This window comes from Streptomyces sp. SCUT-3 (assembly GCF_014083985.1).
Classification (GTDB): Bacteria; Actinomycetota; Actinomycetes; order Streptomycetales; family Streptomycetaceae; genus Streptomyces_H; species Streptomyces_H thermolineatus.
In genome coordinates, this window is the sequence record NZ_CP046907.1 from 3,329,059 (window position 1) to 3,346,771 (window position 17,713).

Consider the following 17,713-nt stretch of genomic DNA (forward strand, 5'->3'; position numbering starts at 1 on the left):
GGCCGCCGCGGGCCCCGCGGCCGACCTGGCCGCCGCGGCCTCCACCGGCGAGGCCGTCCAGTTCTGGGTCCTGGGCACCGTCGCCGTGATCGGCGCGCTGGGCACCGTGCTGATGAAGCGGTCCGTGCACAGCGCCCTGTGCCTGGCCGCCACGATGATCGTCCTGGCCGTCTTCTACCTGGCCCAGGGCGCCTACTTCCTCGGCATCGTGCAGATCGTCGTCTACACCGGCGCCGTGATGATGCTCTTCCTCTTCGTGCTGATGCTGGTCGGCGTCACCGCCGCCGACTCGCTGAAGGAGACGCTCAAGGGGCAGCGGTGGATGGCCGCGGCGTGCGGCCTCGGCTTCGGCGTCCTGCTGGTCGCCGGCATCGGCAACGCCTCCCTGGACACCTTCACCGGCCTCGGGGAGGCCAACGCCGGCGGCAACGTCGAGGGACTGGCCGCGCTGCTGTTCACCCGCTACGTCTGGGCGTTCGAGCTCACCGGCGCGCTGCTGATCACCGCGGCGGTCGGCGCGATGGTGCTCACCCACCGCGAGCGGACCGCCCCGCGGGCCACCCAGCGCGAGATGTCCGAGCGCCGCGTGCGCGAGGGCCTCCAGGTCACCCCGCTGCCCGCGCCCGGCGTCTACGCCCGGCACAACGCGGTCGACGTCCCCGGCCTGCTGCCCGACGGCTCGGTCTCCGAACTGACCGTCAACCCCACGCTGCGCGCCCGCGGCCAGATGCGCGACGTCTCCCGGGAGGCGGGCGCCGTCGCCGAGCTCGAGCGCCGCACCGAGACGGCGCTGGGGCACCGTCCCCGCGGCCCGGTGGGCCCCGCCGGGGCACCGCGCCCGGGAACGGCCCGCACCGCCGAGGTCGCCCGCACCGAGCCGGACCGCACCCAGGTCGCCGGCGCCGAGACGGCCCGCACCGGTGCCGAGCACGCAGAGGAGGGGGCCGAGTGAACCCGGTCAACTACCTGTACCTGTCCGCCCTGCTCTTCACCATCGGCGCCGCCGGGGTGCTGGTGCGGCGGAACGCCATCGTCGTCTTCATGTGCGTGGAGCTGATGCTCAACGCCTGCAACCTGGCGTTCGTCACCTTCTCCCGGATGCACGGCAACCTCGACGGCCAGGTCGTCGCCTTCTTCACCATGGTCGTCGCCGCCGCGGAGGTCGTCGTCGGCCTGGCGATCATCGTGGCCGTCTTCCGCACCCGCCACTCGGCCTCGGTCGACGACGCAAGCCTGATGAAGAGTTGAGGGGCTGACGTGAACAACCTCATCGGACTCCTGGTCGCGGCGCCGCTGCTGGGCGCGGCCGTGCTCCTGACCGGCGGCCGGCGGCTCGACCGCGTCGGCCACTGGATCGGCACGGCCCTGGCCGCCGCGTCCTTCGTCGTCGGAGCCGTCCTCTTCGCCGAGCTCCTCGGGCGCGACGGGGACGACCGGACGATGATCCAGCACCTGTACAGCTGGGTCCCGGTCGGCGGCTTCCAGGCCGACGTGGCGTTCCGGCTGGACCAGCTGTCGATCGTCTTCGTGCTGCTGATCACCGGGGTGGGCACGCTCATCCACCTCTACTCGGTCGGCTACATGGAGCACGACGAGCGCCGCCGCCGCTTCTTCGGCTACCTCAACCTCTTCCTCGCGGCCATGCTGCTGCTGGTCCTGGCCGACAACTACCTGCTGCTGTACTTCGGCTGGGAGGGCGTCGGCCTCGCCTCCTACCTGCTCATCGGCTTCTGGCAGCACAAGCCGAGCGCGGCCACCGCAGCGAAGAAGGCGTTCCTGGTCAACCGGGTCGGCGACATGGGCCTGGCCATCGGCATCTTCCTGATGTTCACCACCTTCGGGACCTTCGCCTTCGGCCCGGTCCTCGGCGGGGCGGAAGCCGCCTCCGAGGGCACGCTGACCGCGATCTCCCTGATGCTGCTGCTGGCCGCCTGCGGCAAGTCCGCCCAGGTGCCGCTGCAGTCCTGGCTCGGCGACGCCATGGAGGGCCCGACCCCGGTCTCCGCCCTCATCCACGCCGCCACCATGGTCACCGCCGGCGTCTACCTGATCGTCCGCTCCGGCGCGATCTTCAACGGCGCGCCCGACGCCCAGACGGTGGTCGCCGTCGTCGGCGCGGTCACCCTGCTGTTCGGTGCGATCGTCGGTTGCGCCAAGGACGACATCAAGAAGGCCCTGGCCGGCTCCACGATGTCGCAGATCGGCTACATGGTGATGGCCGCCGGCCTCGGCCCGGTCGGCTACGCCTTCGCGATCATGCACCTGGTCACCCACGGCTTCTTCAAGGCCGGCCTCTTCCTCGGCGCGGGCTCGGTCATGCACGGCATGAACGACGAGGTCGACATGCGCCGCTACGGCGGGCTGCGCAAGCTGATGCCGGTCACCTTCGCCACCTTCGGCCTCGGCTACCTGGCGATCATCGGCTTCCCCGGCCTGTCCGGCTTCTGGTCCAAGGACCGCATCATCGAGGCGGCCTTCGCCAAGGGCGGCACCGAGGGCTGGATCCTGGGCGCGGTCGCCCTCCTCGGCGCCGGCATCACCGCCTTCTACATGACCCGCGTGATGCTGATGACCTTCTTCGGCGAGAAGCGCTGGGACCCGGCCGAGGTCCACCCGCACGAGTCCCCGCGCACCATGACCGTGCCGATGGTCGTCCTGGCCTTCGGCTCGGTGTTCGCCGGCGGCCTGTTCAGCCTGAACTCCTCCTTCGTGAACTGGCTGGAGCCGGTCACCTCCTACGAGCACGGCCACCCGCCGGTCAGCGCCGCCGTCGTCACCGGCGCCACCGTCGTCGTCCTGTTGGTGGGCGTCGCACTGGCCTGGGCGGCCTACGGGCGCCGCCCCGTGCCCGTCACCGCGCCGCGCGGCTCGCTGCTCACCCGGGCCGCCCGCCGCGACCTGCTCCAGGACGACTTCAACCACGCGGTGCTGGTCAAGCCCGGCGAGTACCTCACCCGCGGCCTGGTCTACCTCGACCACACGGTCGTCGACGGCGCGGTCAACGGAACGGCGGCCGCGGTCGGCGGGCTGTCGGGCCGGATGCGCCGCCTGCAGAACGGCTACGTCCGCAGTTACGCGGTCTCGATGTTCGGCGGCACAGCGGTGCTGGTCGCCGCGACCCTGCTGATGAGGGCGGTCTGACAACGATGAGCTTCCCCCTGCTGACAGCGACCGCCCTGGTTCCGGCGGTCGGCGCGGTGGCCACGGCGGCCGTGCCCGCCGCCCGGCGCACCGCCGCCAAGTGGCTCGCCCTGGCCTTCTCCCTGGCCACCCTGGTCCTGGCCGGCGCGGTCCTGGCCCGCTTCGACCCGGGCGGCGACCGCTACCAGCTCACCGAGTCGCACGCCTGGATCAGCTCCTTCGGGGTGCGCTACGAACTGGGCGTCGACGGCATCGGCGCGGTCATGGTCGCCCTGACCGCCCTGCTGGTCCCGTTCGTGATGCTCGCCGGCTGGCACGACGCCGACCCCCTGGAGGAGCCCGAGCCCAACCGGCGCTGGCGCCCCACCCAGGGCTTCTTCGCCCTGGTCCTGCTGGTCGAGGCGATGGTGGTGATCTCCTTCGAGGCCACCGACGTCTTCCTCTTCTACGTCTTCTTCGAAGCCATGCTGATCCCGATGTACTTCCTCATCGGCGGCTTCGGGGACCGGGCCGGGGAGCGCGGGGAGGACGAGGCCGCCAAGCAGCGCAGCTACGCGGCGGTCAAGTTCCTGCTGTACAACCTCGCGGGCGGACTGGTCATGCTGGCCGCCGTCGTCGGCCTCTACGCCGTCACCGCCGGCCAGCTCGGCGAGGGCACCTTCTCCCTGGCACGGATCGCCGAGGCCCGCGCCGCCGGCGACCTGGCCTTCGACCCGACGGTGGAGAAGCTGCTGTTCCTCGGCTTCTTCCTCGCCTTCGCGGTGAAGGCCCCCCTGTGGCCGCTGCACACCTGGCTGCCCAACGCGATGGGGGAGTCCACCGCCCCGGTGGCCGTGCTGATCACCGCGGTGGTCGACAAGGTGGGCACCTTCGCGATGCTCCGCTTCTGCCTCCAGCTCTTCCCCGGGGCCAGCGAGTGGGCCACCCCGGTGGTCCTGGTGCTCGCCGTGGTCAGCATCCTCTACGGCGCCCTGCTGGCGGTCGGCCAGCGCGACATCAAGCGCCTGATCGCCTACGCCTCCGTCTCGCACTTCGGCTTCATCGTCCTGGGCATCTTCGCGATGACCAGCCAGGGCCAGACCGGCGCCACCCTCTACATGGTCAACCACGGCATCTCCACCGCCGCGCTGATGCTGGTGGCGGGCTTCCTGATCTCGCGGCGCGGCTCCCGGCTGATCGCCGACTTCGGCGGGGTGCAGAAGGTCGCCCCGGTCCTGGCCGGCACCTTCCTGATCGGCGGCCTGGCCACCCTGTCGCTGCCCGGACTCGCCCCGTTCGTCAGCGAGTTCCTCGTGCTGGTGGGCACCTTCAGCCGCTACCCGGTCCTGGGGATCGTCGCCACCTTCGGCATCGTCCTGGCCGCCCTGTACGTCCTGGTGCTCTACCAGCGCACCATGACCGGGCCGGTGCGGGACGGGGTGCGGGGCATGCCCGACCTGAGGGCCCGTGAACTGGCGGTGGTCGCCCCGCTGATCGCCCTGCTGCTGTTCCTCGGCGTCTTCCCCCGCCCGGTCACCGACATCGTCGACCCGGCCGTGCGGCAGACCCTGAGCGACGTCCACAAGACCGACCCGAAGCCCGATCTGACGGAGGCTGCCAAGTGAGCACGACGGCTGACGTCCACAGCCTGTGGACAGCGGCGGCGGACATCCACCTCGCCGCGGACGCCATCCAGGCCCCGAAGATCGAGTACGCCCAGCTGTCGCCGACGCTGATCGTCCTCGCCGCCGCGATCATCGGCGTCCTCGTCGAGGCGTTCGTGCCCCGCCGGGCCCGCCACGGCACCCAGCTCGCCCTGTCGGTGACCGGCCTGGCCGCGGCGTTCGCCGCCGTGGTCACCCTCGCCGCCGGCGGCCACGCCACCACGAAGGCGCAGCTCGCCGCCATGGGGGCCGTCGCCGTCGACGGCCCGGCGCTCTTCCTGCAGGGCACGATCCTGCTGGTCGGCATCCTCGGCGTCCTCACCTTCGCCGAACGCCGCCTGGAGCCCGCGGAGAAGGGCGGGACGCTCGACAGCTTCACCGCACAGGGCGCGGCCGTGCCCGGCAGCGAGGACGAGAAGCAGGCCGTGCGGGCCGGGTTCACCACCACCGAGGTCTTCCCCCTCGTCCTCTTCGCGATCGCGGGCATGCTGGTCTTCCCCGCCGCGGCCGACCTGCTGACCCTCTTCGTGGCCCTGGAGATCCTCTCCCTCCCGCTGTACCTGCTGTGCGCGCTGGCCCGGCGCCGCCGCCTCCTCTCCCAGGAGGCCGCGGTCAAGTACTTCCTGCTGGGCGCCTTCTCCTCCGCCTTCTTCCTGTTCGGCGTCGCCCTGCTCTACGGCTACGCCGGCACCCTCAACCTCGGCGGCATCGCCTCGGTGATCGAGGGCGGCGCGCAGCTGACCCCGGCCCTGGCCGACACCACCGGCAACGACGCGCTGCTGCTCATCGGCGGCGCCATGGTCGTCACCGGCCTGCTGTTCAAGGTCGGCGCCGTGCCGTTCCACTCCTGGACCCCGGACGTCTACCAGGGCGCCCCCACCCCGGTCACCGGCTTCATGGCCGCGGCCACCAAGGTCGCCGCGTTCGGCGCCCTGCTGCGCCTGCTGTACGTGGCCCTGCCCGGGCTGCGCTGGGACTGGCGGCCGGTGATGTGGGGCGTGGCCATCCTGACCATGGTCGTCGGCGCGGTCGTCGCGGTCACCCAGACCGACGTCAAGCGGCTGCTGGCCTACTCCTCCATCGCCCACGCCGGTTTCATCCTGGCCGGTGTCGTCGCCACCTCCCCCGAGGGCGTCTCCTCCGTCCTGTTCTACCTGGCGGCCTACTCCTTCGTGACGGTCGGCGCCTTCGCCGTGGTCACCCTGGTCAGGGACGCCGGCGGGGAGTCCACGCACCTGTCCGGCTGGGCCGGCCTGGGACGCCGCTCGCCGCTGGTGGCCGCGGTCTTCGCGGTGTTCCTCCTGGCCTTCGCGGGCATCCCGCTGACCTCCGGCTTCGCGGGCAAGTTCGCCGTCTTCAAGGCCGCCGCCGAGGGCGGCGCGGGCGTCCTGGTCGTGGTCGGCGTGATCGCCAGCGCGGTCGCCGCGTTCTTCTACATCCGCGTCATCGTGCTGATGTTCTTCAGCGAGCCGAAGGCCGAGGGCCCCACGGTGGCGGTGCCCAGCGTGCTGACCTCGACGGTCATCGCGGCCGGCGTCGTGGTGACCGTGGTCCTGGGGATCCTGCCGCAGTACTTCCTCGACCTGGCCGGCCAGGCGGGGGTCTTCGTCCGCTGACCGTGCCGGCCGCCCCGCCCGCGAAGGCGGGGGACAGCGGCCACCGACGTACGACCCCGGAGCGGGCGAGGGCCTTCCGGCCCGGTGCGGACAGTGACATCCGCGCCGGACCGGAAGGCCCTCGCCCGTCCCGGCCGCGCTCAGCGCGGGCGGCCGAGCGCCTCGTCGTGCCCGCCGCGCCCGTCGTGCCCGTCGTGCTCGTTGCGCCCGTCGTGCCCGCTCCGCCCGCCTTGCCTGCCGAGGAGGTGCTCCCTGCCCCACGCGCCCAGGGGGGCCAGCGCCTCGTTGAGGGAGACGCCCAGCGGGGTGAGGGCGTAGGTGACGCGGCGCACCGCTCCCTCGAGGGCCTCCTCCCGGGAGACGATGCCGTCGGCCTCCAGCTCGCGCAGGTGCGAGGTGAGGACCTTCTCGGTGACGCCGGGGATGCCGCGCCTCAACTCACCGAAGCGGCGGGGGCCTCCGCCCAGTTCCCACAGGACGAGCACCTTCCACTTGCCGCCGACCACGTCGATCGCCGCGTCGATGCCGCACACGTACGTGTCACGCCTGGTCATCCGCTCACCTTAGGGTAACCACCCACAAAACAGTGCGTAATTGATCATGGCTCGGTCCCGTACGAGCCTGATCGGCATGAACATTCCTTCCAAGACTCACGTCACCCTCCTCGGCCTCGGCGACATGGGCACCGCACTCGCCCGCGCCTGGCTCGCCGCAGAACACCCGCTGACCGTCTGGAACCGCACCCCGGAGAAGACCGGACCGCTGAGGGGCGAGGGCGCCCGCGCGGCGGCCACCCCGGCCGAGGCCGTGGCGTCGGCCACCGGCCCCGTCGTCCTCTGCCTGCTCGACGACGCCTCCGTGGGCGAGGTCCTGGACGGCGCCGACCTGAACGGCAAGGACGTGGTCAACCTGACCACGAGCACCCCCGCACAGGCCCGGCTGCGCGCCCGCTGGGCCGAGGAGCGCGGGGCCCGTTTCCTCGACGGCGGAATCATGGCCGTCCCCCCGATGATCGGCCGGCCCGGGACCGGCGGCTACGTCTTCTACAGCGGCGACCGCGAACTGTTCGAACGCCACCGCGGAGTACTGGAGGCCCCCGCCGGGGCGGAGTTCGTCGGCGAGGACCCCGGCCACGCGGCCCTGCACGACATCGCCCTGCTCAGCGCGATGACCGGCATGTTCGCCGGCATCACCCACGCCTTCGCCCTGGTGCGCCCGGAGAAGGACCTCGACCGGACCCGGTTCGCCACCCTCCTCGCCGAATGGCTCGGCGCCATGGCCGGCACCGCCCGTCAGATGGCCGCCCAACTGGTCAGCGGCGACTACACCGAGGGGGTCACCTCCAACCTCGCCATGATGACGGCGGCCAACGACGCCTTCCTGGCCACGGCGGAGGAGCAGTCCGTCGACCCCCGACTCCTCGCCCCCTACATGGAACTGATGAGCCGCCGGGTGGCCCAGGGCCACGGCGACGAGGGCCTGGCGGGCACGGTCGCGCTGCTCGGAGGCGAGTGACGCCCCACGCCCCGCCCGCACTCCCGCACGACGGCTCCCGCCCCACCGGGGACGGGAACCCGTCCCGCAGCGACGGGGAAGCCACTGCGCGGCCGGCGCTGCCGCTTCCCGGCCGCCGCACAGCCCCGGACACCACGCACGGGAAGCCCCTGGTGATCGGGGCCGATGCGGGACGCAGCCGTTACGGCAGACGCAAGGACGCGCCGGTGGGCTTGTCCAGCCACAGGGTCCGCTCGCCGTCCGGGGAGATGGTCAGCCCGTACCGTTCGGGCCCGGGCCGACCGTTCTCGGACCAGTGGGTGAGCATCGGCTCCCGCTCGTCCCACAGGTTCCGCGGGCCCTTGTGCTCCAGGTGGGCGGTGCCGTCCGGCCGGGGGCTGATGCAGGCCCACGAGTCGGTGACCGGGTCGACCAGGCCGTAGGTGTACTCCCCGGCGCCCTGGGTGAAGCAGACCTGGAGAACGTCCGGCTGCACGAGGAAGGTGAAGAACGGCACCATGGGGTCGGCGAGGTCGACCGGGAGCGTGATGCTGCGGGTGCGGCCGATGGCGGTGGCCAGGGTGCCGGCGTATTGGCAGGCTCGGGTCATCACCTGGCCGGGGGAGTGCCGGGCGCGCATGAACGCGGCCAGGGTCGGCATGAAGCGGCCGGTGGCGCTGCGGTCGGCGTGCACGGTCAGCCGGGCCAGGCCGCAGCCGACGTTGGAGACGATGACGCCGCCCGGCTCGACCTGGTGGCGCCAGGCGTCGGGGACGCCGATGCCGCAGGTCGCCAGGATCCTGTCGTAGGGGCCGTGCTCAGGGCACCCGGCGGTTCCGTCGCCGGTCACGAGGGTCGGCGTGTGGCCCAGGCCGTTCAGCCGGGCCCGGGCGGTGTCGACCAGGGCGGGGTCGATGTCCACCGAGACGACTTGGCCGCTGCCCAGTCGGTGGGAGAGGAGCGCGGCGTTGTACCCGGTGCCGACGCCGATCTCCAGCACCCGGTGCCCGTCGGCGACGTCCAGGGCCTCGAGCATGCGGGCCATCAGCCCGGGCTCGGTCGAGGAACTGGTGGCCGTGCCGCCCTCGTCCCACTGGGTGAGGAGGGCGCGGTCGCTGTAGACCGCGGGCAGCCAGTCGTCGTCACCGCAGCGAACCCGGCGCATGCTGTCGGGGCCGCGCACGTCGAACTCGGGGACGAACGCCTCCCGCGGCACCGCGGTGAACGCCTCGATCCACGAGGGGGTGCGCAGGGCGCCCGCGGTGGTGAGCCGGTCGACCATCTGCCGCCGCAGTTCCTCGGCCGGCGGGTGGGGTGGTGCTGTGGTGCTCATCGGCTTCTTCCTTCCAGCAGGTCGGCCAGTGCACGGGTGACGGGCTCTTGCAGGTCCGGGACGAAACCGAACTGCCCGTTGGGGTTCACGTCGACCAGGAACCACTCCCCGTCACCGTCAACGAGGAAGTCCAGCGCGGCGTAATGGAGTTTGAAGGTGTCCGCGAGACCGCGCACGCCTTGCGCGATCTTGTCCGGGACCCGGCACACCTTGTAGGTGAGCGAGTCGTAGTCGGCGCGGAAGCCGTTCCGGGACGCTTCGGACCCGGCGTGGACCCTGTCGGCGGTGCGGGGTCCTGGTGCCCGCCGGCCACCGACCGGCAGCCGCCCGGCCGCCGTACCCGTGACGGCTCCTGCCCGGTGCGCGCCCTTCGCGGGCGTGCGCCGGGGGGCGCGGCGCGGGCGGCGTGCGACCCTCCGGGGGTGCCGTAAGGTCTGAACTGATCCTGTACCTGTCAGAACGCCGGAGCCGTACGCCCACGTGGGAGGGGATGCGGCTCCTCCTCGGAGGCGGCCGGCCCGCCGCGGGGGCCGCGGACGCCCCCGCCGTGATCGACGAGCGACCGGATACCCTGCAACCGAGAAAGCACCACGCCGAGGCCGCGTGATCGAGCAGCGACAGGAGAACCCCGTGACCGTCGTCGGGCCCTTCGGGCTGAGCGTTCGGGACGAGTCCCTCGAGGCCGACGTGCGGGCCGGGATGGCCGCCGTCGAACAGGGGCTCCTCGAGGCCACGAAGAGCGACGTACCGTTCGTCACCGAGGCCGCCCGCCACCTGATGGCCGCCGGTGGCAAGCGGTTCCGCCCGCTGCTGGTACTGCTGGCCGCCCAGTTCGGCGACCCCGACGCCCCCGGCGTCGTCCCCTCGGCGGTGGTCGTGGAACTCACCCACCTGGCGACGCTCTACCACGACGACGTCATGGACGAGGCCGCCGTCCGCCGCGGGGTGCCCAGCGCCAACGCCCGCTGGGACAACTCGGTCGCCGTACTGACCGGCGACTTCCTGTTCTCCCGCGCCTCCAGCATCCTGGCCGGGCTGGGCCCCGACGCCGTCCGCGTGCAGGCCGACGCGTTCGAGCGACTGGTCACCGGGCAGATCCTGGAGACCGTCGGCCCGCAGGACGGCACCGACGCGATCGACCACTACCTCGACGTCATCGCGGGCAAGACCGGGTCGCTGATCGCCGTCTCCGGGCGCTTCGGCGCGATAATGGCCGGCGCCGACGGGAAGATCGTCGACACCCTCACCCAGTACGGCGAGCGGATCGGCACCGCCTTCCAGCTTGCCGACGACTACCTGGACATCGCCAGCGACAGCCACGAGTCGGGCAAGACCCCCGGCACCGACCTGCGCGAGGGCGTCGCCACCCTGCCGGTGCTCCACGTCCTGGCCTCCGAGGACCGCGGCGCCGACGACCGCCGCCTGCGTGAACTCCTCACCGGCCCGCCCCTGACCGACGACGCCCTGCACGCCGAGGCCCTGGCCCTGCTGCGGGTCCACCCGGCCATGGAGCAGGCCCGCCGCGACACCCTCCGCTTCGCCGACGAGGCCCGCGCCATCCTGGCACCCCTCCCCGACTGCCCGGCGAAGGAGGCCCTCGCGGGCCTGTGCGACTCCGTCGTCCACCGCGCCGGCTGACCCGGCGCCGCCGGTACCGCCCGGGCCTCCCCGCGCAGCCGGGGCCGTCCGGCCGGTTCGGCCGGTTCGGGTGGCCCGGCCGGTCCGGGCCCCCGCGCTCCTGGGGCAGGGGGCGTCTCGGGGTCGGTCATCCCCTGGTCGTACACGGAGTTGATGCCGCGGGCTGACGCCCCGGGCGGGTCCTGCTGATGGGATGGGAGACACCACCGGGAGAGCGTTCGGCATCGGACGCCCCCTCCCGGTGGGCCAGTTCACCCATGATGCCCGTCGCCCGACCCGGAGGTACCGCAATGGCTCCGACCCGACCGACCCGAGACCGGGAGCAGGCCCAGGACGGCGCACCGCGCCGCCGCGCCGCCCGCTACGCGGTCCCCGTCGCCCTCGCCGGAGTGGTGGCGGCGACCGTCGGCCTCGTCCCGGCGCTCGCCGCCGGTGACCCCGAACTCCCCGACATCACCGCGGAGAAGCTGCTCGCCAAGATGGCCGGCGCCGACGTGGAGACCGGCTCCGGCACGGTGCGCGTCACCGTCGACCTCGGCCTGCCCGCCGCCTTCGGCGGACTGGCCGGCTCGGCGGGCCCGTCCGCCGGGACGGACGGCGAGGGCGGCTCCGGGAGCACCCCCGGACCGGGGGAGAAGATCGGCGGGCTGCTGTCCGGCTCGCACACCCTGCGGGTGGCCGCCGACGGCCCCGAGCGGCAGCGGCTGACGATCGTCGAGGACGGCACCGAGTACAGCGTGATACGCAACGCCGACGACGTGTGGGCCCACGACGGCCGCAGCGGTCAGGCACTCCACACCACCCTCCCCGAGCACGAGCACGAGCACGAGCACGGCGCCGGCAAGGACGGCAAGGGCGGCAAGGACGGTGCCGGCAAGGGCGGCAGCGGGGAGGACGGCCTCCCCGGGGACCTCCCGGTCACCCCCGACGCCGCGGTGAAGAAGGCGCTGGAGGCCGTCGGCGACACCACCTCGGTCACCGTCGACGGCACCACCACGGTCGCCGACCGGGACGCCTACCAGCTGGTGGTCGAGCCGAAGCAGAAGAACTCCACCGTCGACTCGATCCGCGTCGCGGTCGACGCGGAGACCGGCGTGCCGCTCAACTTCCGCCTGATGCCCTCCGACGGAGGGAAGGCCGCGGTCGACATCGCCTTCACCAAGGTCTCCTTCGAGCGGCCCGCCGCCTCGCTCTTCGAGTTCGCCCCGCCGAAGGGCACGAAGGTCGAGGAGGCCGACCCCGAGAGCTTCGACGGGGACGCCCTGCTCCCGGACCTCGCCCCCGAGGAGCTCCTCCCCGGCCTCGGCTCCGCCGACGGTCCCGCGCCCGGCGCCGGGCCGAAGGTGCGGGGCGAGGGCTGGACGCAGATCGCCGAGCTGAAGCTCCCCGGCGGCCTGCCCGGCTCCTCCGCCGGGGACGGCGGGAAGAACACCGGTGCCCCCGGTGCCCCGGGCGGCTTCGACCCGCAGGCCCTGCTGGACAGCCTCGGCGAGAAGGTGAAGGGCGACTTCGGCACCGGCACGCTCTTCGGCAGCCGCCTGGTCAACGCCCTCGTCACCGAGGACGGCACCGTCTACGTCGGCGCCGTCACCCCCGCCGGCCTCACCGCCGCCGCGAACGCCGCCCACTGACCCCACCCGCCCCGCCCGGACCGGACCCGATCCGGCCCGGGCGGGGCTCTCTCCGCCTCACTGGCGCATCACCTCACTCTTTTCGGTGACGGTGCGAAGAGCCGACTCCGGATATACCCTGTGGGTTATACGTTGCCGGTTATGAGCTGGGAGATCATCCTCACGTCCGAGGTCCACGACTGGTTTCTCGGGCTTTCCGATCCCAGCGCGTCTCTTGTGAGGGACTCCGTCGAGTTGCTCGCGAGACAGGGGCCCGCGCTGGGACGGCCGGCTGTCGACCGGATCCACGGATCGCAACTTCACAACCTCAAGGAACTCAGGCCGGGATCGTCGGGGCGCAGCGAGATCCGCATCCTGTTCGTTTTCGACCCGACTCGCCGGGCAATTCTGCTCGTGGCGGGGGACAAAGCGGGGAACTGGCAGAGTTGGTACACCGAGGCCGTCAAACTCGCCGAAGAACGTTACGCCCGTTACCTCGACAGCCGGCCGGAGGAGATCGAATGAGCAAGCACTACCGGTGGCAGACGACGTTGGACGCACGCCGGGCCGCGGATCCCGGCATCGACGCTCCCGAACGGATCGCCGCCGCACGCGAGACGCGCGAGAAGGCGGTGCTGGGGCACCTGCTGGGCGAACTCCGCAAGGAGAGGGGACTCACCCAGGCGGACGTCGCAGCGGCCATGGGTGTCTCGCAGGTCCGAGTGTCCCGCATGGAAAACGGTGAGATCGACCGCATGCAGGTCGACTCGATCGCCTCCTACATTGCCGCGCTCGGCGGTCACCTCCGTCTGGTGGCCGACTTCGGCCCCACCAGCACGACCTTCGCCGACTACACGGACCGGCTCAGCGCCTGACCCGCCTCCACCGGACCGCTTCCCGCCCCGCCCGGACCGGACCCGATCCGGCCCGGGCGGGGCTCCGGCGTGTCGTGCCCTCGCGTGTCGTGACTGCGGGCGGTGCGCCGCGAATCCGGCGGTGTGCCGGAAAACCGGTTGCCCGTGCGGGCGCCCCGTGCCACCGTTCTTAGTGCAACTGTTGTCGCACCAAGGAGTGGCCGATGCTCTTCCGACGTGTTCCCCAGGCTCTGCGGCCCCAGACGGCCGCCCCGTCCTCGAACACCTCGGAGCGCCCGCATGCCCACTCAGATCACCGCACTCGACGTCACCAAGGCCTATGACGGCCGTCCCGTCCTCGAAGGGGTGACGTGCTCGCTCGCCGTCGGCGGGCGCACCGGCGTCATCGGCGAGAACGGATCCGGCAAGACCACCCTGCTGCGCCTGCTGGCCGGCCGCGAACGGCCCGACCACGGGCAGGTCGTCCTCACGGCCGAGGGCGGCACCGGCTACCTCGCCCAGGACGCGCACCTGCCGCCGCACGCCACCGTGCAGGAGGTCCTCGACGACGCCCTGGCCGACCTGCGGGCGATCGAAGCCCGGATGCGCCTCCTGGAGTCCGCGATGGCCGACGGGCCGGGCGGAGCCGATCGAGCGGGCAGGGCCGATGTGGCGGGCAGGACCGACGGGCCGGGCGGGTCCGGCGGGGGCGAGGCCGTCCTGTCCGAGTACGGCGACCTGCTGACGCTCTTCGAACTCCGCGGCGGCTACGACGCCGACGCCCGCACCGAACGCGCCCTGCACGGCCTCGGCCTGGCCGGGCTGCGCCGCGACCGCGCCGCGGGCACCCTCTCCGGCGGCGAGCAGGCCCGGCTGCGCCTGGCCGCCGTGCTCGTCGCGGCCCCCGAGGTGCTGCTGCTCGACGAGCCCACCAACCACCTCGACGACACCGCCCTGACCTGGCTGGAGGACCACCTGCGCTCCCGGCGCGGCACGACGGCGGTGGTCTCCCACGACCGGGTCTTCCTCGAACGCGTCGCCACCGACCTGCTGGAGGTCGACGCCGACCGCCGCCGGGTCGTCCGGTACGGCAACGGCTACGCGGGCTACCTCGCCGAGCGGGCGGCCGCCCGGCGCCGCCGGGTGCAGGAGTACGAGCGGTGGCGGGACGACGTCGACGCGGTTCGCGAGGCCGCGGCCACCACCGCCCGCCGGGTCGCTCCCGGCCGGGAGATGAAGGACCGCAACAAGATGGCCTACGGCCGGGCCGCGGGCCGGGTGCAGCAGTCCCTCGCGAGCCGGGTCCGCAACGCCGAGGAGCGTCTGCGCCGCCTGCTCGCGGACCCGGTGCCGCCCCCGCCCGAGCCGCTGCGCTTCGCCCCGCCCCTGCGCGCGGGAAGCGCGGCCCGTGCGGGCGGCGGGGACGGCGCGGACGGCGCGGTCCGCGCGGGTGGCGGGGTGCGGGGTGCGCTGCTCGACGCCGGCGGTGTCGCCGTCGCGGGCCGGCTCGCCCCCGTGAGCCTGACCGTCGCGGCGGGGGAGCGGCTGCTCGTCACCGGGCCGAACGGGGCCGGCAAGAGCACCCTGCTGCACGTCCTCGCCGGGGAGCTCGCCCCCGACGCCGGGACGGTCGCCCGCCGCGGGCGGATCGCCCACCTGCGCCAGGAGACCGCGCCCGGCCGGCCGGGGCAGACCCTGCTGGAGGCGTTCGCGCACGGCCGTCCCGGGCCGCCGCAGGAGCACGCCGAACGGCTGCTGTCCCTCGGGCTGTTCGACCGCGGACGGCTCGACGTGCCCGTGCGGGCCCTGTCCACCGGGCAGCGGCAGCGCCTCGCCCTGGCCCGGCTGGTCGACGAACCGGCCGACGTCCTGCTGCTGGACGAGCCGACCAACCACCTCTCCCTCGCCCTCGCCGAGGAACTGGAGGAGGCGCTGGAGCACTACGACGGCGCGCTCGTCCTCGTCAGCCACGACCGCCGCACCCTGCAGCGGTGGAAGGGCTCCCGCCTCGACCTGCGCGCCCCCGCCGGCTCCCCCGCGGAATCCCCCGCCGGGGGCCGGTGACCGGGTGCCCCGGCCCTCGCTCCGCCGTCCCACCGTCCTGCCGTCCCACCGTCCCACCGCCGGACTGCCGGGCCGCCGTGTCCGCCCGTCCGAACAGGAAGGAGACCCTGTGCACCGCACTTCGGCCCGAGAGGTCGGGCAGACCGTCGTCGCCGGCCCGGGGGAGGGGCCGTACTCCCTGACCGCCGGTCCCGACGGGGCCCTGTGGATCACCCTGGTCCACGCCGGGGAGATCGCCCGGCTGGCTCCCGGCGGCCGGCTCGACCGGTACCGGCTCGATTCCGCCGACTGCGGTCCGTCGGTGATCACCGCCGGCCCCGACGGGGCCCTGTGGTTCACCCGGGCCCGTGACCACCGCATCGGGCGGATCACCACCGACGGGCGGGCCGGGTCGTTCCCCCTGCCCACCCCGGGGTGCGGCCCGTTCGGGATCGCGCCCGGTCCCGACGGGGCCCTGTGGTTCACCCAGATGCACGCCGACCGGGTGGGCCGCATCACCACGGACGGCACGGTGACGGAGTTCCCGCTGCCCACGAGCGGCGCCTTGCCGTCGTTCGTCGCCGCGGGGCCCGACGGCGCGTTGTGGTTCACCCTGAACAGGGGCGGCGCGATCGGCCGGATCGCGCTCGACGGCGAGGTCGCCCTCCATCCCCTGCCCACCGCGGACGCGGCCCCGGTGGGCATCGCCTGCGGCGGGGACGGGGCCCTGTGGTTCGTCGAGATCGGGGCCGGTCAGGTCGGCCGCATCACGACGGACGGGCGTGTCGAGGAGTTCCCCCTCCCGGACCGGGCCTGCCGGCCCCACGCGATCGCAGCCGACGCCTCCGACGCCTCCGGCACCTGCTGGTTCACCGAGTGGGGCGGCAACCGGGTCGGCTCCGTCACGCCCGGCGGCCGCATTAAGGAGTACGACCTGCCGGCCTCCTCCTCGGAGCCGCACGGCGTCGTGGTGGGCCCGGACGGGACCGTCCATGTCGCGATGGAGAGCGGGGCGGTCGCGCACCTGCGGCCGTGAGGCGTCCCGCCCGGCCGTGTGGCGTCCCGCCCGGCCGTGCGGCGGCCGGTGCGAACCGCCCGCGCGGAGGCCGCTCCGGCGGGGTGTGCGGGTCAGCCGGTCCGGGGAGCCGGGCCGGCCTCGGCCCGCGCCTCGGCGGCGGTGGCGTCGGGCAGGAGCGCGGCGGCGGCCTCCGCCTCGGCCGCGGCGGCCTCCGCGCGGGCGGTGCGCAGGGCCGCCCGGCTGCGGCGGCCGGTGCGCAGCGCGTCCCAGGTCAGCAGGGCCAGGGCCAGCCACACCAGGGCGAAGCCGGCCCAGCGCTCGGGCGGCATGGCCTCGTGGAAGAGCAGGATTCCCAGCAGGAACTGGAACATCGGGGCGAGGTACTGCAGCAGTCCGATGGTGGTCAGCGGCACCCGCACGGCGGCCATGCCGAAGCAGACCAGGGGGATCGCGGTGACCAGGCCGCAGAGGACGAGCAGCAGGGTGTGCCCGGTGCCCTCGGTGGTGAACGTGCCGCTGCCGCGGGAGGAGAGCAGCAGCAGGAAGCCCAGGGCGGGCAGGAACTGGATCGCGGTCTCGGCGGCCAGGGACTCCAGCCCGCCCAGGTCGACCTTCTTCTTCACCAGCCCGTAGACGGCGAAGGAGAAGGCGAGGGTGAGGGCGATCCACGGCAGGCGCCCGTATCCGACGGTCAGGACCACGACGGCCGCCGCGCCGGTGCCGACCGCGGCCCACTGGGCGGGGCGGAGCCGCTCCCGCAGCAGCAGCACGCCGAAGGCGATGGTGACCAGGGGGTTGATGAAGTAGCCGAGCGAGGTCTCCACGACGTGCCCGCTGTTGACGCCCCAGATGTACAGGCCCCAGTTGACGGATATCACCGTGGCGGCGAGCGCGACGAGCCCCAGCCGCTTCGGCTGCCGCACCAGCTCGCGCACCCACGCCCAGCGGCGCAGCACCAGCAGGATGGCGGTGACGGCGGCGAGCGACCACACCATGCGGTGGGCGAGGATCTCGGCGGCGCCGGCGGGTTCGAGGAGCGGCCAGTAGAGGGGGAAGAGCCCCCACATGCCGTAGGCGGCGAAACCGAACCAGAAGCCCGAGCGCTGCTCGTTCAACGGACCCTCCCAGGTACGGCCCCCGCGCGGCGGCCTCGAATGCGGCTGGTGGCTGGTGCGGCTTCGGTGGCGACGGCCGCGGACCGTCCGAAGGTAACGCCCGGCGGCCCGTAAGTCATTCCCGTCCCCGGTTACGGTCCTGACTCGTGGGGGCGTGCGGGGTCGTACGGCCGCTCCGCGTCGCGGGGGCGCGCGGCCGCACGCCCCC

Annotated in this window: 16 protein-coding genes; 12 read left to right on the top strand and 4 right to left on the bottom strand. The window is 73.4% G+C overall.

What is annotated here, in order from left to right; translation table 11 throughout:
• Nucleotides 1-25 precede the first annotated feature (25 nt).
• Genes GQS52_RS14675 through nuoN form a run of 5 tightly spaced genes read left to right on the top strand, consistent with a single transcriptional unit; the run spans nt 26 to nt 6,400 of the window.
• Nucleotides 26-952 (top strand): NADH-quinone oxidoreductase subunit J, encoded by a 927-nt coding sequence (locus tag GQS52_RS14675; protein ID WP_182316457.1) that lies wholly within the window; start codon nt 26-28, stop codon nt 950-952.
• A complete protein-coding gene (nuoK, locus tag GQS52_RS14680) occupies nt 949-1,248 on the top strand; it encodes an NADH-quinone oxidoreductase subunit NuoK (protein WP_182313869.1) in 300 nt (99 codons plus the stop codon). Before GQS52_RS14675 ends, nuoK begins: the two co-directional genes overlap by 4 nt.
• Nucleotides 1,249-1,257: 9 nt before the next feature.
• Complete coding sequence (gene nuoL / locus GQS52_RS14685) at nt 1,258-3,141, top strand: NADH-quinone oxidoreductase subunit L (protein WP_182313870.1); 1,884 nt, start codon at nt 1,258-1,260, stop codon at nt 3,139-3,141.
• Between the two features lie 5 nt (nt 3,142-3,146).
• Nucleotides 3,147-4,745: an NADH-quinone oxidoreductase subunit M gene (locus GQS52_RS14690; RefSeq protein ID WP_182313871.1), complete on the top strand. Its 1,599-nt coding sequence runs from the start codon at nt 3,147-3,149 to the stop codon at nt 4,743-4,745.
• On the top strand, nt 4,742-6,400 hold the full coding sequence (gene nuoN / locus GQS52_RS14695) for an NADH-quinone oxidoreductase subunit NuoN (RefSeq protein WP_182313872.1): 1,659 nt from the start codon (nt 4,742-4,744) through the stop codon (nt 6,398-6,400). The genes GQS52_RS14690 and nuoN overlap by 4 nt, the downstream gene beginning before the upstream one ends.
• A gap of 140 nt (nt 6,401-6,540) precedes the next feature.
• On the opposite strand, the gene GQS52_RS14700 is transcribed toward nuoN, so the two are convergent.
• Nucleotides 6,541-6,954 carry a helix-turn-helix domain-containing protein gene (locus tag GQS52_RS14700; protein ID WP_182313873.1) on the bottom strand — a complete coding sequence of 138 codons (414 nt, stop codon included), beginning with the start codon at nt 6,952-6,954 and terminating at the stop codon, nt 6,541-6,543.
• A gap of 76 nt (nt 6,955-7,030) precedes the next feature.
• On the opposite strand from GQS52_RS14700, the gene GQS52_RS14705 reads away from it, so the two are divergent.
• Nucleotides 7,031-7,915 (top strand): NAD(P)-binding domain-containing protein, encoded by an 885-nt coding sequence (locus GQS52_RS14705; protein WP_259370783.1) that lies wholly within the window; start codon nt 7,031-7,033, stop codon nt 7,913-7,915.
• A gap of 181 nt (nt 7,916-8,096) precedes the next feature.
• Here GQS52_RS14705 and GQS52_RS14710 read toward each other — a convergent pair whose 3' ends face one another.
• On the bottom strand, nt 8,097-9,227 hold the full coding sequence (locus GQS52_RS14710; protein ID WP_182313875.1) for a methyltransferase domain-containing protein: 1,131 nt from the start codon (nt 9,225-9,227) through the stop codon (nt 8,097-8,099).
• Nucleotides 9,224-9,403 carry a hypothetical protein gene (locus tag GQS52_RS14715; RefSeq protein ID WP_182313876.1) on the bottom strand — a complete coding sequence of 60 codons (180 nt, stop codon included), beginning with the start codon at nt 9,401-9,403 and terminating at the stop codon, nt 9,224-9,226. The genes GQS52_RS14710 and GQS52_RS14715 overlap by 4 nt, the downstream gene beginning before the upstream one ends.
• A 454-nt stretch (nt 9,404-9,857) precedes the next feature.
• Between GQS52_RS14715 and GQS52_RS14720 the strand changes: the two genes are divergently transcribed.
• The 6 genes from GQS52_RS14720 (at nt 9,858) to GQS52_RS14745 (ending at nt 16,408) form a co-directional block, all read left to right on the top strand.
• Nucleotides 9,858-10,865 carry a polyprenyl synthetase family protein gene (locus tag GQS52_RS14720; protein WP_182316458.1) on the top strand — a complete coding sequence of 336 codons (1,008 nt, stop codon included), beginning with the start codon at nt 9,858-9,860 and terminating at the stop codon, nt 10,863-10,865.
• 290 nt (nt 10,866-11,155) lie between these two features.
• The gene (locus GQS52_RS14725) at nt 11,156-12,496 is read left to right on the top strand and encodes a DUF2092 domain-containing protein (protein ID WP_182313877.1); all 1,341 of its coding nucleotides are present in this window, start codon (nt 11,156-11,158) and stop codon (nt 12,494-12,496) included.
• A gap of 141 nt (nt 12,497-12,637) precedes the next feature.
• A complete protein-coding gene (locus tag GQS52_RS14730) occupies nt 12,638-13,000 on the top strand; it encodes a type II toxin-antitoxin system RelE/ParE family toxin (protein ID WP_182313878.1) in 363 nt (120 codons plus the stop codon).
• Complete coding sequence (locus GQS52_RS14735) at nt 12,997-13,350, top strand: helix-turn-helix domain-containing protein (protein WP_182313879.1); 354 nt, start codon at nt 12,997-12,999, stop codon at nt 13,348-13,350. The genes GQS52_RS14730 and GQS52_RS14735 overlap by 4 nt, the downstream gene beginning before the upstream one ends.
• Nucleotides 13,351-13,629: 279 nt before the next feature.
• Nucleotides 13,630-15,393: an ABC-F family ATP-binding cassette domain-containing protein gene (locus GQS52_RS14740; protein WP_182313880.1), complete on the top strand. Its 1,764-nt coding sequence runs from the start codon at nt 13,630-13,632 to the stop codon at nt 15,391-15,393.
• A gap of 109 nt (nt 15,394-15,502) precedes the next feature.
• Complete coding sequence (locus GQS52_RS14745; protein WP_182313881.1) at nt 15,503-16,408, top strand: virginiamycin B lyase; 906 nt, start codon at nt 15,503-15,505, stop codon at nt 16,406-16,408.
• A 92-nt stretch (nt 16,409-16,500) separates the two neighbouring features.
• Here GQS52_RS14745 and rarD read toward each other — a convergent pair whose 3' ends face one another.
• Nucleotides 16,501-17,505: an EamA family transporter RarD gene (gene rarD, locus GQS52_RS14750; RefSeq protein ID WP_182313882.1), complete on the bottom strand. Its 1,005-nt coding sequence runs from the start codon at nt 17,503-17,505 to the stop codon at nt 16,501-16,503.
• Between the last annotated feature and the right edge of the window lie 208 nt (nt 17,506-17,713).

Coding starts and splice junctions, on each gene's coding strand:
- GQS52_RS14710 (WP_182313875.1), bottom strand. CDS start 9,227: ATGAGCACCACAGCACCACCCCACCCGCCGGCCGAGGAACTGCGGCGG.
- GQS52_RS14700 (WP_182313873.1), bottom strand. CDS start 6,954: ATGACCAGGCGTGACACGTACGTGTGCGGCATCGACGCGGCGATCGAC.
- GQS52_RS14740 (WP_182313880.1), top strand. CDS start 13,630: ATGCCCACTCAGATCACCGCACTCGACGTCACCAAGGCCTATGACGGC.
- GQS52_RS14705 (WP_259370783.1), top strand. CDS start 7,031: ATGAACATTCCTTCCAAGACTCACGTCACCCTCCTCGGCCTCGGCGAC.
- GQS52_RS14730 (WP_182313878.1), top strand. CDS start 12,638: ATGAGCTGGGAGATCATCCTCACGTCCGAGGTCCACGACTGGTTTCTC.
- GQS52_RS14725 (WP_182313877.1), top strand. CDS start 11,156: ATGGCTCCGACCCGACCGACCCGAGACCGGGAGCAGGCCCAGGACGGC.
- GQS52_RS14735 (WP_182313879.1), top strand. CDS start 12,997: ATGAGCAAGCACTACCGGTGGCAGACGACGTTGGACGCACGCCGGGCC.
- GQS52_RS14690 (WP_182313871.1), top strand. CDS start 3,147: ATGAGCTTCCCCCTGCTGACAGCGACCGCCCTGGTTCCGGCGGTCGGC.